The following is a 15,539-nucleotide window of genomic DNA, read 5'->3' on the forward strand; positions in this document are numbered from 1 at the left end:
TTGTGTATTTTAAGCTGACTTTGCTGTTAACGTGTTGCCTTGGTGTTTAATCATTTGTCTGAATGCTCGAGGCGTTATGCCATATCGGCGTTTAAAGTGCCGATAAAAGTGACTTAAGTTACTAAACCCTGTGGCGAAAGCCACTTCTGTTATATCGGTACTTGAGCTTGCAAGTAAGTTAGCCGCCGCATCGCAGCGAACCTTTAGCAAGTATTCAATAACGCTAAAGCCGGTATGCTGGCGAAATTGTCGAGCGAAATGGCTTCTTGATATATTCACCTGATTCGCTACTATTTCTAAAGTTATATCTAGGGCATAGTTATCATGTATCCAGTTTTGCGCCTTGTTCATTCGCAATGTGGCTAGCTCACTTGTACTTTCCTCATAACCCGCACCGCTCATATGGGTGAATAATAATCTCAGGTATAAGGCTTCTTTTAAACTCGCATGTAAAGGCGATGAAGAATTAGGACTATTTACGAGTTCTTCGGCTACAGCTAACATTTTTTTTGTGCTGTTATCTGTACTTTGAAACTCATTATTAATCAAAAATTTTCCTGTTGATAACGTATTTAAGAACAGCCGATTGGTTGGTGTTGATAAAGTATCAAAAGAGGGTGGATCAATGCAGGCGAATAGTAGAGTAGTTTCAGCTTGTTTAATAATATTAATTGAGTGCGCGTATTGTGCAGGAATAAAAATAGAATGCCCTGATGATAAACTATACTGTTCATCATTGATTTGAATATTCACACAGCCTGTTAAGCAAACCACCATCTCATGAACGTTGTGCTTGTGCTGTTCGATATTTTGTCTGAATAAAACGCTAGAAGTCCAAAGCATTTATATAGTCCGATAGTACAATTATTAGGTTCAATCCTATGCGACACAAATAAATAAAGATACTAAAATAATATCAACGTAGCACTATTGTACTTTTTGTTTTTATTCTTGCCTTCAGTTAGATGAATGAACAGGTGGGTTTTGGCAAGTTAATGGCGATAGTTCAGTTACATACTTTACTGTATTGGAGAAAACTATGATCGTTGTACATCACTTAAATAATTCGAGATCGCAACGCGTGCTTTGGGCATTAGAAGAGTTAGGCGTTCCTTATGAAATAAAGCATTATAAGCGTGATCTAAAAACTAACTTAGCCCCTGCAAGCCTAAAAAAAGTTCATCCTTTGGGTAAATCTCCAGTGATCACTGATGGCGATATAACGATTGCAGAGTCAGGTGCTATTGTTGAGTATCTCGCGCAAACTTATGGTCAAAATAACTTTTTACCTGAGGCTAAAACCGAAGCGCATCGTCAGTATTTATATTGGTTGCACTTTGCTGAAGGTACGTTGATGCAGCAATTGTTGTTAAAGCTTATTTTAGAGAAAGCAGTTCAACGTTCATTACCTATTCTGGTTAAGCCAATCGCTAAAGGCATAATGAAAAAAGTGATGGCTGGCTATGTTGGACCGAATATTACTGCAAATTTAACATTAATTGAAAATCACTTGAAAAATAATGAATGGTTCGCTGGCGACGAACTTTCAGGAGCAGATATTCAAATGAGTTTCCCACTAGAAGCTTGGGCAGCGAGAAAAACCGCTGACCAAAATTATCCTACAATTATTGCCTTCGTAAAACGCTTTCAGGCGCGAGAAGCATATCAAAAAGCTTTAAAAACTGGCGGTACTTACGACTTTGCGTAATGCTTTAAAATTAAAAATGCTTAGGGAAAAGTGAGTAGTATAAAGTCGGCATAAGCTAAAATATCGATTTAACAGAAAAATAAGCTTTGTTTTATTTGCTGTAAATGCTGGCAATATTAAGTCTTTAATTCATCAGAGTAAGCAATTATATTGTGAAACGTAGCGGGTTTATCGGTTAGATTACGGTAGCCGTGAGCTACGTTTGCGCAAAACCTTACCGTGTCACCTTTTTGTATTGCGTACCATTTATTATCTAGAAAATATTCCATATCACCTTCAATAACCAAAATGTGTTCTATCACGCCAGTATTGTGTGGTGGTGACATTTGTTGGTGAAGAGGTGATAAAGTTAACGAGAAAACTTCAATTTTTGTTACTTCATCAAAAGGGAACAGTGTAGAGATAGCGATTCCTTTTTCGGTCTTTAGCAACCCTTGCTTTAAATCGCTTTTACCAATGATCCCTAAAAAGTAACTTAACGGTAATTGAAAGCCATTTGCCACCTTCCAAAGTTTTGCAACAGTAGGGCTAGATTCTCCTCGTTCAATCTGTCCTAACATAGCTTTTGAAACGCCAGTGTGTCGGCTTGCTGTATCTAAGCTCCAGGCTTTTTTTGTTCGAGCTAGTTTTAACTGATTACCAATAGCGTTATTTATTTTGTCAGTCATGATTTACCTTGTGCGTTATAACATACGGTGATATGTTGTGCGCTATAACGCACTGAAATTTATTATGGGAGCTTTTACTATGGTAGTCAATCGTATTATTAGTTCGGCGGTTGCCGGATTAGCTGCTGTGGTGATAGGTTTTGCTAGCTCTATAGCACTGATATATCAATTAGTTATTAACCTTGGGGGTGATGCAAGCTTAGCATCGAGTTGGTTATTATCACTAGGGCTAGCTATAGGTATTACCTCTATTGCTTTATCATTTTATTATCGAATACCGATATTAACAGCTTGGTCAACTCCTGGCGCAGCATTGTTAATTGCCGATGCACAAAACTTTAGTCTCAACGAAGCAGTCGCTGGGTTTATGTTTTCAGCGTTGCTAATCTTCTTATCTGGCATTACAGGTTGGTTTGAAAAGTTAATCAACAAAATACCCTTTCAGCTAGCGTCAGCAATGTTAGCGGGCATTTTGGTAAACTTTGGTATCGACGTTTTTAATCATATGAACCAAGAGCCTATTCTTGTTGGTGTGATGTTTTTAACTTATTTAATTGCGAAACAGCTCGCGCCTAAATTCACAATATTATTTGTATTACTACTCAGCGGCGTAATGGCGTGGCAACTTAACTTGATTGATGTAAGTGATTTTTCATGGGAGATCAGTGAGTTCACTTACATCTCTCCAGAATTTAATTTAAAAGCAATATTGGGTGTGGGTGTACCACTTTTTATTGTCACTATGGCAGCGCAAAATTTACCGGGCATTGCAGTATTAAAAGCACATAATTATAAAACGCCGGTATCTTCAATTCTCAGTGTAACAGGGCTAGTAAACTTAATTGCAGCTCCCTTTGGAGGCTACGGGCTCAACTTAGCAGCAATAACCGCTGCTATTTGCATGACAGAAGATGTAGATAAAAAACCAGAAAATCGTTACTGGGCGGCAATTTCAGGCGGTGTTTTTTATATAGTAATGGCGTTATCAGCAAGCTACTTAATGAATGTATTTTCAATACTGCCAACAGCACTAATTTTCGCCTTGGCCGGTATTGCGTTGTTTACAACCATTACCAATAGCATCAAGCAAGCGTTAACAGACAATAAAGTATCTGAAGCTGCAATGATCACATTCTTAGTCACCGCCTCAAACCTAACATTGTTGAACATAAACTCAGTGCTATTAGGATTAATTGCGGGCTGTTTGGTCATGGCTGTTCAGCGTGCGTTCAAAAAAAATGCGGTAATTAAATAGTTTAATAAGCAATAATTTCATTTATTTACAGTAATCGTTATTTTGGATAATAAGCTGAAATATTGTAAATACAGTGAGGACTTTTTTGGTAACACAGTTGGTACATAAAGTTTATGGTACTAAATAGAGTGCTAAAAATAGGAAAGCTAAAGTGTAGAGTGGCTGTAGATCAGACATAAAAAAAGACGCTAATATGCGTCTTAAATCGTTGAAATGGTGGCCCCTCCCTGACTTGAACAGGGGACCTGCCGATTATGAGTTCTTTATTTGCTCCTATCTCATAAATCTATTATCATCTACGAATAACTACAACTCAATAAAATCAATGTCTACAGAGTGTTATTACTTATTATCTGAATCTATTTTAAAGGCGTCCAATAGGCGTCCACAAAAATAAAGGCGTCCTATAGGCGTCCAGATTTCACCTAGTAACATTGTCTGTGTGTGACTTGAACAAGGGATCGTATATGAGCAATAGTAATTCACTGCCTTTCAGAGATGACCGCATAAAAGCCTTAACAGAGCTTGGAGAATATAAAGACTCTTCCTTAGCTGGCTTTGGCATGCGTATAACCAAGAGTAAAAAAACCTTTCAAGTTAGGCGCAAGCGCAGTGGTAAAGATATTCGCGTTAAAATTGGCGAATATCCTGCTATGAATTTGAAGCAAGCAAAAGATAAAGCTTATAAAGTATTATCTGACATTGAGAATGGCATAAACCCCAACGAGCAGCGCAGAGAGCATGAGAACCAAGCGGTAACTTTAGATTCTGTTTTTAATGCTTATCTCGCCAGCAAGTCATTAAAGGATAAAACGATACTAGGCTATAAGCAGGTTATTACTTGTTACCTTAAAGAGTGGCAAAATAAACCGCTGTTAAAACTAAATGAAGATGAAGTTACATATATTCACCAGCAAGTAAGCAAGCGCAGCCAAGCGCAGGCTGATTTAATGGCTAGGGTATTACGTGCAATATTTAACTTTGCTAAATACGAATATCGCGGCACTGATGACTTATTTATCTTCAATGAGAATCCTGTAAAAATTTTATCTCATAAGCGGCAATGGAATCACGTTCCAAGAAAACAAACCCGTATTAGACCTACCGAATTAAAGCAATATTTAACCGCAGTAAAGCAAGTAAGAGACAATCCAGAATACGACCGTTTTACACGTTCCGTATGTGATGCGGTAGAGTTTGCTTTGTTTACAGGCTTAAGAAAACAAGAGGTATTAAATATTGAATGGCAAAGAGTGAACTTAAAAGCTGGCTACTTCTGGATTGATGAAACTAAAAACGGTGATCCTTTAGAGTTACCCATTACCGACACATTAAGAAAAATACTAATGCGCTGCTGGTCTGAGCGTGATGAAACAGCACGTTATGTATTTGTAAGTAAAACTGCAGGGCAAGCAATTAAAGAGCCTAAGTTTGTTTTAAAGAAAATCGCGAATGCGACTAAGCATGACGATAACAACGAACTGATCGCCCACTGGCACGATTTAAGGCGTACATATGCCACGCTTGCCGAATCTATCGGTGTTGGTGGTTATACGCTTAAAAGGCTGTTAAATCATCGTATCAAGCGCAGTAATGACGTTACTGCTGGCTACGTGGTTTTATCGGCTGATGAGCTTCAAGAGCCTGCTAAGCGTGTTGAACAATCAATACTAGAACACGCTGGGCTAATTGTTAAAGAGCAAGGCATAGATCTTAAGCTTCAAGAGCTTTTGCAAGGCGTAAGCGAAGAACAAAAGCGAGCATTAATATTTCAGTTATCTCAAAGCATGGAGCAAACTAAGTAATGACATCACTTATGTTAAAAAAAAAGAGAATGAGAATAGAGCAGCAGAAAATAGATTATGAAACTTGGCTAAGGAAGTTTAAAAATCAAAGGAACTGGATATATTTTCAAAACTGCTTTAATAAAGATATATCTCAAAATAAAAAATACAAAATATTGGATGAGAATGATCGTGACTATTTAATGAATTCAATGTTGTACGCAATATATTTTGCCAAAAAGTCCAAATATGAAAATGAAGAACAGCCCTTATTTAAAGAAACGGAAAGATACAAGCGAGCCACAGAGAGTGAAGAATTACAGGAGGCTCTTTCTAAAATGTTAGACGCAATAAAAACTATATCTAAAATAAGGAGTAAAAATGCTTTTAAAAGAACTCACATTGAACCTAATGCTTCCTCCGATATGTATTCTATTCTCAATAAGTTAGGTGATAGAACGCACCTATCATTAAAAGAAACAATTTCAGATGTAGAAAATCATCCTGATAGAGCAGTAATTAATAATTGGGGTAAAGTCTTTGAGGTTTATGAAAGTGCGATAAAAAATGAAATATCACAAAAGCATGAATATTTTTTTAGTTCATTTCACTGTCTTTTGTTTGAAAAGCCTATAGCTAAATCTAAGTTAGGAAAACGCGTGAGCTATAAAACGGCATTAACTATTTTTTTTCATAATGAATTAAGTAGCATGATGACAGCAAGAAAAAAGGATGAGTATCCAGCAAAGAACATTTCTGGTGGTCCATTTTGCACACTAAAAGGAATTGGTTGGACAACTCCTGCTAGATTAGCGCTTTCAGCGCTGGATTGTTTAAGTTTTGATAATGGAGATGGAGGTATTGATAGTAGTAACATTACGGCGGTGAAATCTCTTGTAAGTGGTGCTAAAAATGTTATTAAATCTCAGAAGAATTTATACATATCAGGTTGGCATATTAGTTTTGATCATATGTGATTTTGAGGATATTTATTGTGCTCACCTAAATATTGGTAAAACCCCCCAAGTTATTAGGACACTTGACTCGTAAATAAAGACAATACTAAACGAGGTCAATATGAAAACAGTAGAACTACAATCAAGATTATCAGAGCTAGTAAACGGCGAACAAGCTGCTTTAATTTTATGTTTAAAACCTGCAACTCTTGCACAAATGAGGTGGCGCGGAGACAAGCGTTTACCTTATGTAAAAATGGGTAAGAGTATTCGATATAAACTATCAGATATTGAAGATTTTATTGAACGCAGCACAGTAGGGGATGGGGCATAATATGAGCAGAAAAAATAGGTCATTAATTAATACTACTAATAGCACTCATGCCACTGTTACTGAGCAATCTATAATCTTTAAACACATGTTAAATGGGCAAAGAATAAATTCAGATCAAGCATATTCAGTATATGGAATTAAGCATTTACATAGTGTAATCCCAAGAATTGAACGATATGTAAAAGTTAACCGTGAGGAAATAAGTAGAAAGCATCACAGAACTGGAAAGATTCGAATCATAGCTAACTACTGGATAGATGACTATTTAATTGGTATTTATGAATCCGCAGAAGCAAGGGAAGAACTAAAGAAACGGCAAACTAGTATTAACATTGCCAAAAGTAGAGCCAGTGATAATAGGGCTCTAAATCGATTATGTAAGTACTCTACCTATGAGACTGTACTTTCAAAGCTTCATGAAATATATGGTCAGCAAGCTGCTAATGATGATTAAGCTTTAATGCTGAGAAACAAAAGGGCTTAACGGCCCTTTTTCTTATCTTAGTTTTTCGTACGCATAAAAAGGTTTAGGGTAACAACGTGTAATTAGTTGCTTAGCATCTACAGGTAAGTTATTGATTAGCTTAGTTACGTACAATTTAACAGCAGTAGGTTGTAAGCACATTATTACCCCTTAATTAATAAGCTTAAATTGCTCCTACCCTTTAAAGCGCACCGTATAGCGAATATCTTAATTTACTTATTAACGGTGGTGTTGATAATAACACCCCTTATTAGCTTGGAATATCTATGAGTATCAAACCAAGGCAATGGGCAAAGCAGCACACCAGCAGATCAAATACCTATGAGTTCAACGGTACACTATGGAATGTAAAAGGCGGTAATGGTGGTCTTAATAAAAGGCATCTAGCTAGGCTATTTCAACAAATGGATGTGATGTTAACCAAGTATTCAAAAGTGTGTATTATTCAGTTTGATTTGCACATGCTCGAATACTCTGAAAATAATCAAATGATGCCAATATTCAAGCGTAGGCTATTTGGTCAAATTAGCAGTAAGTACAAAATACCTGAAAACGATATTGCATATTTTTGGTGTCGGGAATATGAAAAAGGCAAAGGTCAGCACTACCATTGGGCAGTTGTTGTAGACGGTAAAAAAGTTCGATCTGGATATCCTATTAATGAGCTTGTTAGAAGTGTATGGGAAAGCATGGACGGAACAGTTCACTTTCGTCAGTACCATAACCTGACCCGAACATCATTTACAAAGCAAAGTAACGCAATGGACCACTTGAGTTACTTAGCCAAGGTAAGAACCAAAGGCTATGCTGGCGTAAAGGTAAAAAGCTTTTCATCAAGTAAAATTCAATACCCTGATGGAGACATTGATTATAAAAAAGGGTTATACGCAGAATGCACAGGTGGGTAAATACTTAACATTACTTAACATCTTAAACCTGTTAAAACCTAAGTATTCCTAATAGTAGAACCTGATAAAACCTGACATTTATTTGTATAGTTTTGTATAATTTTGAATAGTATATTGTAGAAAGTTAGTTTGTGAATGGATAGGTTTTAATTTATTTAGAGCTGGTAAATTTTCATCTAGTAGATTGTTAAAATTAAAGGGAAGTTTATGTTAAAAATTATTATTGGTTCTTATATCGGCTGTTTGTTTGCAGGTTTTTCTTTATGGTTCGTACAGCAACAATATTACCTTTATAAGGTTGAAGAGGTTAAAGCGACTATAGTTTTAGATAAGCATAAAAATGACGAACGTAAAAAAACATTAGTTACTTCAATAGAGAATTCAAAAATTGAACGGTCTGCCAAGTTATGCCTCAATGAAGCGACCAAGTATCATCAAAGTAAGGCTGTGTTAAAGAATATAGCTCGAAGAGGTTCAGAATTTGTAGCGATAAATTACTTTATCAACAACAATGTATTTCATGCACAGTGCTACATTAATGATCACACATTAACTAGCTTTAAGGTTATTGATTAGTAGCTTGTATTTTTTGAATTGTTTATTTAAAGGCGTAATGCTAAAGCCCTAATATGAACCTAAGAATATTGAATTTATTTAACTCTTGAAGATAGTTGCTCAAGCATAAAGCGTCCAATAGGCGTCCACTAAAATAGAATGAGGTTATCATTTTTAGTTATTATTGGTAAGTATTTGAATTGCAAAGGAAAAATGGTGGCCCCTCCCTGACTTGAACAGGGGACCTGCCGATTATGAGTCGGATGCTCTAACCAACTGAGCTAAGGGGCCATCTTTCTACTTTGCTTTAAAAAAACGCGAAAGGTTCTTCAAAGCGGCGGGAAGTATAAGCATTTTTTATTTTGTTGTCACCATTATAAAGTTAAAAAAACTGATAAATAAGTTCGATAGTTCAATAGTTGAGCGATTTGTTGTTTCAGTAATCGCTCAACTGAGTTTTTAAGTTACTTTAGTCGTTTTCTACTGAGTACAATAATCATAAATAAGATGAAGTATCCTATTGAACCACTGCCTGAAGATTCATTTTCTATTGGTGGTGGCAGTACCACAGGTGCTGCAACAACCGTTAGGGTTAGCGATTTACTAGAAGATAAGCCTTTTGAGTCTGTAGCAGTGAATGACAGTGTTATATCACCTGCACTCGAAGGTGCTACAAAGCTTGCTGCTAAAGCGCTAGCGTTTGTGAGTGTAATGCTAGTTCCTGCTGTTTGCTGCCATAAATAGGTCATTGGGTCATTTTCATTATCGCTGACGGTAGCTGTTACGTTAACGGTTGCACCTGTATTTACTTCGCTATTTTCTGCTAAGGTTATCGTAGGGGCTGTATTACTATCGTCATCTGAAATGGTCACGGTGAATTGGGTATTTGCTCCTAATTTACTGCCTGCAATAGGTGAAAGTGTGATGAAGAAACTCTCATTAGCTTCATTTTCTGTATCATCAATAATAATCACTTGAAGGTTTTTTTCTGCTGAATCGCCGTCAGCCCAATTTATTGTGCCCGAAGCAGATTCTACATCTTCCCCAGTAATCGCGGTATCAGAGCTTAATAAATATGAAACCGATATGGCTCCAGCAGAGCTTCCTTGGCGTGCTAGTGCTATATCAAGCACGCCTTGGTTTTCTGCAACGGTAGTTTCTGCTGTAATAAATGATATTGAACCACTGTCGTCGAGGCCGTCAATATTTACAGTTAAGTAGCTATAGTTACCTAGTGTCGCGCTATTGCTTGGTTGGCTTAAACGCACGAAGAATTTTTCTTGTAACTCTTCACTTGTGGTGTCAGTGGATATCGATATATTGAAGCTTTTATCCGTCGTGTCGTTTGCTGGCCAATTTAAAGTACCTGCTGTAGGTGTATAGTCGCTATCTTCTTTTGCGCTTCCGGGTATGAGTTGGTAATTAACACTTATGGCTTGATCTGGGGCCGTAGCATTATTTCGCTGAACATTAACGGTTAATATCTCTCCCTGGCTGGCGCTGATGCTACTATTTGTAAAAGATACTTTGCCCTGATTAGACTCTAATGTTCGGTCTTTTAAAATATATAATCCACTACCAATATCGCTAACTAAAATATTACCTGAAGGTAGGAAAGGGTAGGCACCCCAAGCGCCATTAAAGCCAGCGTTATTTGATGGAGTATAGGTGTCGAAAAAGCCTACATCGATAGGGTTTGCAGGGTCAGTAATATCTAATACAGTTAAGCCACGTTCGTAGTTTGACATGTAATAACGGTTACCCCGAACAAAACCATTATGGTCAATGGCACGCGTAGGGCCGGTCCATTGTCCAACTTGAGTTGGGTTATTTAAATCAGCGATAGAGAAAATACGCACGGTTGAGTTTAAGCCGCCATCTTTTTCGTCAAACTCATCATGCAAAAATATATGTTGGTTGTCTTCTGTTCCCCAACCTGAGTGTACGTATTGGTTGCTTTTGGAGACATCGTTATATTCACCAGTACCTAGCAGTGTTGTTGCTGAAGTATCTGTGATGTTCCAAAGCTTTACTTCTTTTTCATTGAAGTCGATGAAGACTGTACAGCTATCACCACGGGTATCACATTGGCTTTCTTTTCTGCTATCAGTAATGTTTATTGAAGCACCGTCATGGGTATATCCTGAGCCAAAATAATTATTAGCCAAGCCCGTTAACGTTGATGGTGTTGCTAATGAATAACTATGAAATGCACCACCAAATCGGTTACTACCAATAAGCTGTAAACTAGGTGTTAAACCAGGTAGTGTGATGTTAAGCGAGTGATCTACATTACTAATGTAAACGTTATGTGCTTTCGTAACTACGGTGTTTTTCTCAACTAAACTTACTGAGTTTGGCAATTGATTTAGGTTAATAATAGTGACGAAGTCAGAGGCGCCATCAATGGTGGCATATGCATACGCTTGCCAAGCATTTATTGATTCATCGAAATGTTGATAAACCTTTATGTCTCGCCATGTGGAGTTTAGTCCGCGAATGGTGCCAACTTCTTGTGGATCTTCAGGGTTGGTAACATTTACGATGGCAACGCCATTACGCAAACCAATCAGTGCATATTCGTCACCGGTGTTCAAATCTACATGGCCCCAAATATCATTAGCACTGCTTGGGCGGCTTGAAAAATCATTTAGAGGCATATGAGCAAGTAAGTCGATATTGTTACAAGCAAAACTTCCTGCTGCACCGTTAACACAGTCCACGCCAACTTGCTTTTCACTTAAGGTATAGTAACTTGCTAATTTATTTTGAAGTGCTTTACTCTCTGCACTGTCTTTGGCAAAAAGCGATTTACCATCAGCCATTATAACAAAGCCTTGCTGGCGAAGCGGTTCTGCCATATCTAAGGGAATATTTTTTAGCTCTGTTGGGTTTGTGTCTGGGCTTTGGGTTTGAAAGTGATCAAAGCGATTGTATCCACCGTAAATAGGCACAAGCGCACTTTTCAAATAGAACAATTCATCGCTTGAATTAATGGTGTATTCACCAGAAGATACTAATATTTTATCGCCTTTATTCGCTTGTTGAACTGCGTAGGCAATCGACTTACAAGGCCTTAATACTTGATCACACTTTCCGGTATCTTTGCCCGTTTCAGCGACAAATCGTGCTTTATCATGTTCTGAATGTGCCAAGATTGCTTGGCTTTGAAATAAGGCGGCGATAACGACGAATACCAATGATATGCGTAACATCAGATAGTCCTTATGTTAATAAAATGTTATAAATGTACTTTACTTTAACGTATTTAGATTATTTATTAAATCATTGTAATAGTAGTTGTTACTTTTAACTATGATGATAAATTTTATATTAACAGCTGTAATAAATACTATGTGGACCTTATGTTAATAAATAGGCGCTATACACACTTACTTATATTTATGATTTTAATAAGTGTAGGAGGCTGTTTTTATTTGGGCAATTTGTCAAATGAACAGAAGATTGATCTAAGTTTATCATGGCGAGATGCTACGCTTGACTGTCAATCAACTTTTCATGCAGGCAAAAACAATAAAACGTGGTTTATTGAGCAGTTTCAATTTTTTATTAGTGATATTGAAATTGGTTCGACAAACGCGGGGTGGCAAAAAGTTAAATTAGCTAACACTCCTTTCCAAAATCAAAATACCGCTTTGATAGGCACAAACTGCCAAACTGAAAAACTGCATGCCAAGGATTTAACCAACGTGGCAAATGATGCTAATTGGTCAATTAAGTACACAACTCCCACAGATATAATATTGGATGAAAACAGTGGTATTCGTTTTACGCTAGGTGTGCCGTTTCAGGTAAACCACTTAAATCCTATCAGCCAACAAAGTCCGCTAAATTTACCGTCAATGTTTTGGATTTGGCAAACAGGACATAAATTTTTGCGTTTAGAGCTTGCCGCTAATCATGAGAAGTGGCTATTTCACTTGGGCTCTACAGGTTGTAAATCAGTTAGTGCAATGCGAGCACCTAAAAGTAATTGCCTTTACCCTAATAGGTTTAATTTCGAACTTCCCCTTGGTATTAATAGTAAAATTGCTAAAGGTAACCTTGCAATAAATGTAGACTTAGCTGAATTGCTAAAGCATGTTGAATTATCAGCATCATCTAGCTGTCAGTCAGAACAAAATAATAAGAGCTGCCAACAACTATTTGATAATTTATTGTTAAATAATCAAATTAAAAGTGCTGAAACTGAACCTGGTGTTTTTAATGCCGTGAATATCAATCATAAAAGTAAGGGAAGTACGGTTGAATAAGTTTTTAATAATAACCATCTTTTTAGCTCTGAGCAGTGTACTTTTTTCGTGTGATAACGCTAAACCGATAACAAGTAGTTATAAGTGGCCTATTATTGAGGGTTTTCCAAAGCCACAAGTACCTGACAGTAACCCAATGACTGTTGAAAAAGTAGCACTGGGAAAAACTCTTTTTTTTGATAAAAACTTATCAGCAAACAAGCAGCAATCGTGTGAAAACTGTCATCAACAAAAGTATGCATTTGCCGAGCCTTTGACTATTTCTATTGGTTCAACTGGTGAAGTACATCGAAGAAATGCGCCTGCCTTAGTTAATATTGCTTACAACAAAACCTTAACATGGGCGCACGATGGCATCACTTCATTGGAACGACAAATTTTACTACCAATGTTTGATGAGTCTCCAATTGAATTGGGTATAACTGGCCACGAAGATGAAGTCATTGAGCGGTTTAAAAGCGAAGCATATCAACAGGCTTTTAATGCCGCCTTTCCAAAAGAGCCGATAAGCTTTGAGTTAATAGTAAAAGCGTTAGCGAGTTATGTACGTAGCTTAATTTCATTAAATTCCCCTTTCGATAAATATGCCTATTTAGGTGATGATAACGCAATTTCAGCAGCCGCTATTCGCGGTATGAACTTGTTTTTCTCTGAGCGCTTGGAATGTCATCACTGCCATGGAGGCTTTAACTTTACACAATCAACTACTCACGAACAGCAACTTATCGATCGTCGGCCGTTTCATAATACCGGCTTGTATAATGTGGAAATAAAACCAAAACAATATGGTTATCCCGCTACAGATATTGGCCTTGCAGAAGTTTCTACCTTAGCAAAAGATAATGGTCGTTTTCGTGCGCCAACGCTGCGAAATATTAGTCATTCAGCACCTTATATGCATGATGGCAGTGTTGCGACACTTGCTGAAGTTATTGATATTTATGCCGCAGGTGGGCGAAATATTGAAAGTGGTCCACTAAAAGGCGATGGACGCACTAACTCAATGAAAAGCCAGTTTATCAAAGGCTTTGTACTTACCGCGGAAGAAAAAAAGGACTTATTAGCCTTTCTTGAGTCTTTGACTGACATGAATTTTTTAACCTCACCAGAACATAGTAAAGTGGAAACACAATAAGTCAGACTATTTGATTTGAGATGAATGCTAATTATGCTTCTATTTAGCCAGTCGTCTGACACTTTAGTTATTCAGAATAAGTATTATGATGTAAGCCTTTCGCTTCAACCTCTTTGGTAAACATCTGAATATCTTTCCTTGCTTTAGTGACTTGTTTTTATTCTCTCGCTTGAAGAGCGAATTTTTCACCGTTATGCCTTGTACTGTTAAATATCTATAAATTAGGTAAAAATATTCCTTCTGTTTTTGGTAATAGGAATTATTTTTCTCATGCTTAAAATAATATCCCTTAGATTCAATTAGTTAATTTAGGCATGACTTGTGCAATATATGTTGTGATGGGGAAAGTAAAACGAAAACAAATAATATAATTCTTACAACATTCATCACCCAATTAAATTAAAAGCACAATATAAGGGAATAATATGAATACTAAATTTAACTGCATTTTCAGTGCATTGATAATAGCTGCTACAACAGCCGCACCTGCATCGGCAGAAATTGCTACTGAAGGTGAATGGGGGAAAGTGCAATTCTACGGCAGCTTAAGAGCACTTGTTACTAAAGAAAAAGAACAAGAAAGCGATGTTGCCGATGGTATTTCACGTATAGGCATTAAAGGCTATGTTAATCTTTCTGATGAATGGAAGGGTACTTACCAACTTGAGGGGAGAATTGTTTTAGATGATGGTGTTATTAATAGTGATGCCAGCGATTATCATAAGCGTATTACTTTTGTTGGTTTGAAAAATAAAGAGGTTGGTGAAATCAGGTTAGGTAAACAATATTCACCACACTACTTATGGACTGTGCTGCCTATTGATATTACTTTTCATAATCCTAGACATTACAATATTAGATGGAATGCTAGCGAGAACTCGTCAATTCGCGAAGCCAACTCAGTGGCTTACTTTTCACCATCGTATAACGGGCTAAGTTTTGGTGTGCTTGCAGAGATAGATGGTAATGATACTCAAAGCTCTGGTGTAGATAGTTACAACATCGCAGCTAAGTATAAAATCGGTGCATGGCAACTGGGCGTATCTTATTTTGATCGTAGTGATGATCTGCGTATTAACGATGCCATCAAACCAGATGCTGACACTCTTGCGGCAGCACTTCAATATAAAGCTGATAACCATAAGGTTGTTTTACGTTATCAAAATGAAGATGTATCAGATGGTACAGAATTTAATACTATCGGGTTTTATTATTCATACACTCTTGAGTCTGGTATAACGCCACAATTTAGAATTTACAATTTAGATAATGGCATTATTAAAGGCAATCAAATAGCGATTGGTGCTACAAAGAAATTTAACAAATATGGCGAGATTTTTATTGAATACACTGATTACGATGATGAAGCTGCTCAGCTAAAAAATCGCGATGACGACATAACTGTCGGTGTGAAAATATCTTTCTAAGACCTTATATAATTACTTATTTTAAGTGCAAACATAAGCACATAAGCTTTA

The 15,539-nt window shown here is 37.0% G+C and carries 14 protein-coding genes and 1 tRNA gene; 11 read left to right on the forward strand and 4 right to left on the reverse strand.

Annotation, left to right across the window (positions count from 1 at the left end):
- Positions 1–9: 9 nt before the first annotated feature.
- On the reverse strand, positions 10–843 hold the full coding sequence (locus H4J50_RS01700) for an AraC family transcriptional regulator (protein WP_182254047.1): 834 nt from the start codon (positions 841–843) through the stop codon (positions 10–12).
- A gap of 196 nt (positions 844–1,039) precedes the next feature.
- On the opposite strand from H4J50_RS01700, the gene H4J50_RS01705 reads away from it, so the two are divergent.
- Entirely contained in the window at positions 1,040–1,708 is a 669-nt protein-coding gene (locus tag H4J50_RS01705) for a glutathione S-transferase family protein (protein WP_182254049.1), read from the forward strand.
- 116 nt (positions 1,709–1,824) lie between these two features.
- Here the strand turns inward: H4J50_RS01705 and H4J50_RS01710 are convergent, their stop codons facing one another.
- Complete coding sequence (locus H4J50_RS01710; RefSeq protein WP_182254051.1) at positions 1,825–2,376, reverse strand: helix-turn-helix domain-containing protein; 552 nt, start codon at positions 2,374–2,376, stop codon at positions 1,825–1,827.
- 79 nt (positions 2,377–2,455) lie between these two features.
- On the opposite strand from H4J50_RS01710, the gene H4J50_RS01715 reads away from it, so the two are divergent.
- The 7 genes from H4J50_RS01715 to H4J50_RS01745 all read left to right on the forward strand — a co-directional run bounded on the left by H4J50_RS01715 (position 2,456) and on the right by H4J50_RS01745 (position 8,673).
- Positions 2,456–3,631, forward strand: a complete 1,176-nt coding sequence (locus H4J50_RS01715) for a benzoate/H(+) symporter BenE family transporter (protein ID WP_404842731.1) — start codon at positions 2,456–2,458, stop codon at positions 3,629–3,631.
- Positions 3,632–4,098: 467 nt separating this feature from the next.
- Positions 4,099–5,436, forward strand: a complete 1,338-nt coding sequence (locus H4J50_RS01720; RefSeq protein WP_182254053.1) for a site-specific integrase — start codon at positions 4,099–4,101, stop codon at positions 5,434–5,436.
- Positions 5,436–6,392, forward strand: coding sequence for a hypothetical protein (locus tag H4J50_RS01725; protein ID WP_182254055.1), 957 nt, complete (start codon positions 5,436–5,438; stop codon positions 6,390–6,392). Before H4J50_RS01720 ends, H4J50_RS01725 begins: the two co-directional genes overlap by 1 nt.
- A gap of 100 nt (positions 6,393–6,492) precedes the next feature.
- Positions 6,493–6,705, forward strand: a complete 213-nt coding sequence (locus H4J50_RS01730; RefSeq protein WP_182254057.1) for a helix-turn-helix domain-containing protein — start codon at positions 6,493–6,495, stop codon at positions 6,703–6,705.
- Position 6,706: 1 nt separating this feature from the next.
- A complete protein-coding gene (locus H4J50_RS01735; RefSeq protein WP_182254058.1) occupies positions 6,707–7,159 on the forward strand; it encodes a hypothetical protein in 453 nt (150 codons plus the stop codon).
- Between the two features lie 296 nt (positions 7,160–7,455).
- Positions 7,456–8,097 carry an inovirus-type Gp2 protein gene (locus H4J50_RS01740; RefSeq protein ID WP_182254060.1) on the forward strand — a complete coding sequence of 214 codons (642 nt, stop codon included), beginning with the start codon at positions 7,456–7,458 and terminating at the stop codon, positions 8,095–8,097.
- Between the two features lie 207 nt (positions 8,098–8,304).
- The gene (locus H4J50_RS01745) at positions 8,305–8,673 is read left to right on the forward strand and encodes a hypothetical protein (RefSeq protein WP_182254062.1); all 369 of its coding nucleotides are present in this window, start codon (positions 8,305–8,307) and stop codon (positions 8,671–8,673) included.
- Positions 8,674–8,866: 193 nt separating this feature from the next.
- On the opposite strand, the gene H4J50_RS01750 is transcribed toward H4J50_RS01745, so the two are convergent.
- A tRNA-Ile gene (locus H4J50_RS01750) sits at positions 8,867–8,943 on the reverse strand.
- Positions 8,944–9,116: 173 nt separating this feature from the next.
- On the reverse strand, positions 9,117–11,867 hold the full coding sequence (locus H4J50_RS01755) for a choice-of-anchor B family protein (protein ID WP_182254064.1): 2,751 nt from the start codon (positions 11,865–11,867) through the stop codon (positions 9,117–9,119).
- A 222-nt stretch (positions 11,868–12,089) separates the two neighbouring features.
- Between H4J50_RS01755 and H4J50_RS01760 the strand changes: the two genes are divergently transcribed.
- The 3 genes from H4J50_RS01760 (at position 12,090) to H4J50_RS01770 (ending at position 15,488) form a co-directional block, all read left to right on the forward strand.
- Positions 12,090–12,926 carry an MbnP family copper-binding protein gene (locus H4J50_RS01760; protein WP_182254066.1) on the forward strand — a complete coding sequence of 279 codons (837 nt, stop codon included), beginning with the start codon at positions 12,090–12,092 and terminating at the stop codon, positions 12,924–12,926.
- Positions 12,919–14,061, forward strand: a complete 1,143-nt coding sequence (locus tag H4J50_RS01765) for an MbnH family di-heme enzyme (RefSeq protein ID WP_182254068.1) — start codon at positions 12,919–12,921, stop codon at positions 14,059–14,061. The genes H4J50_RS01760 and H4J50_RS01765 overlap by 8 nt, the downstream gene beginning before the upstream one ends.
- Positions 14,062–14,486: 425 nt before the next feature.
- A complete protein-coding gene (locus tag H4J50_RS01770) occupies positions 14,487–15,488 on the forward strand; it encodes a porin (protein ID WP_182254070.1) in 1,002 nt (333 codons plus the stop codon).
- The last annotated feature ends 51 nt before the right edge of the window (positions 15,489–15,539 follow it).

Source organism: Colwellia sp. 6M3 (assembly GCF_014077595.1).
Classification (GTDB): Bacteria; Pseudomonadota; Gammaproteobacteria; order Enterobacterales; family Alteromonadaceae; genus Cognaticolwellia.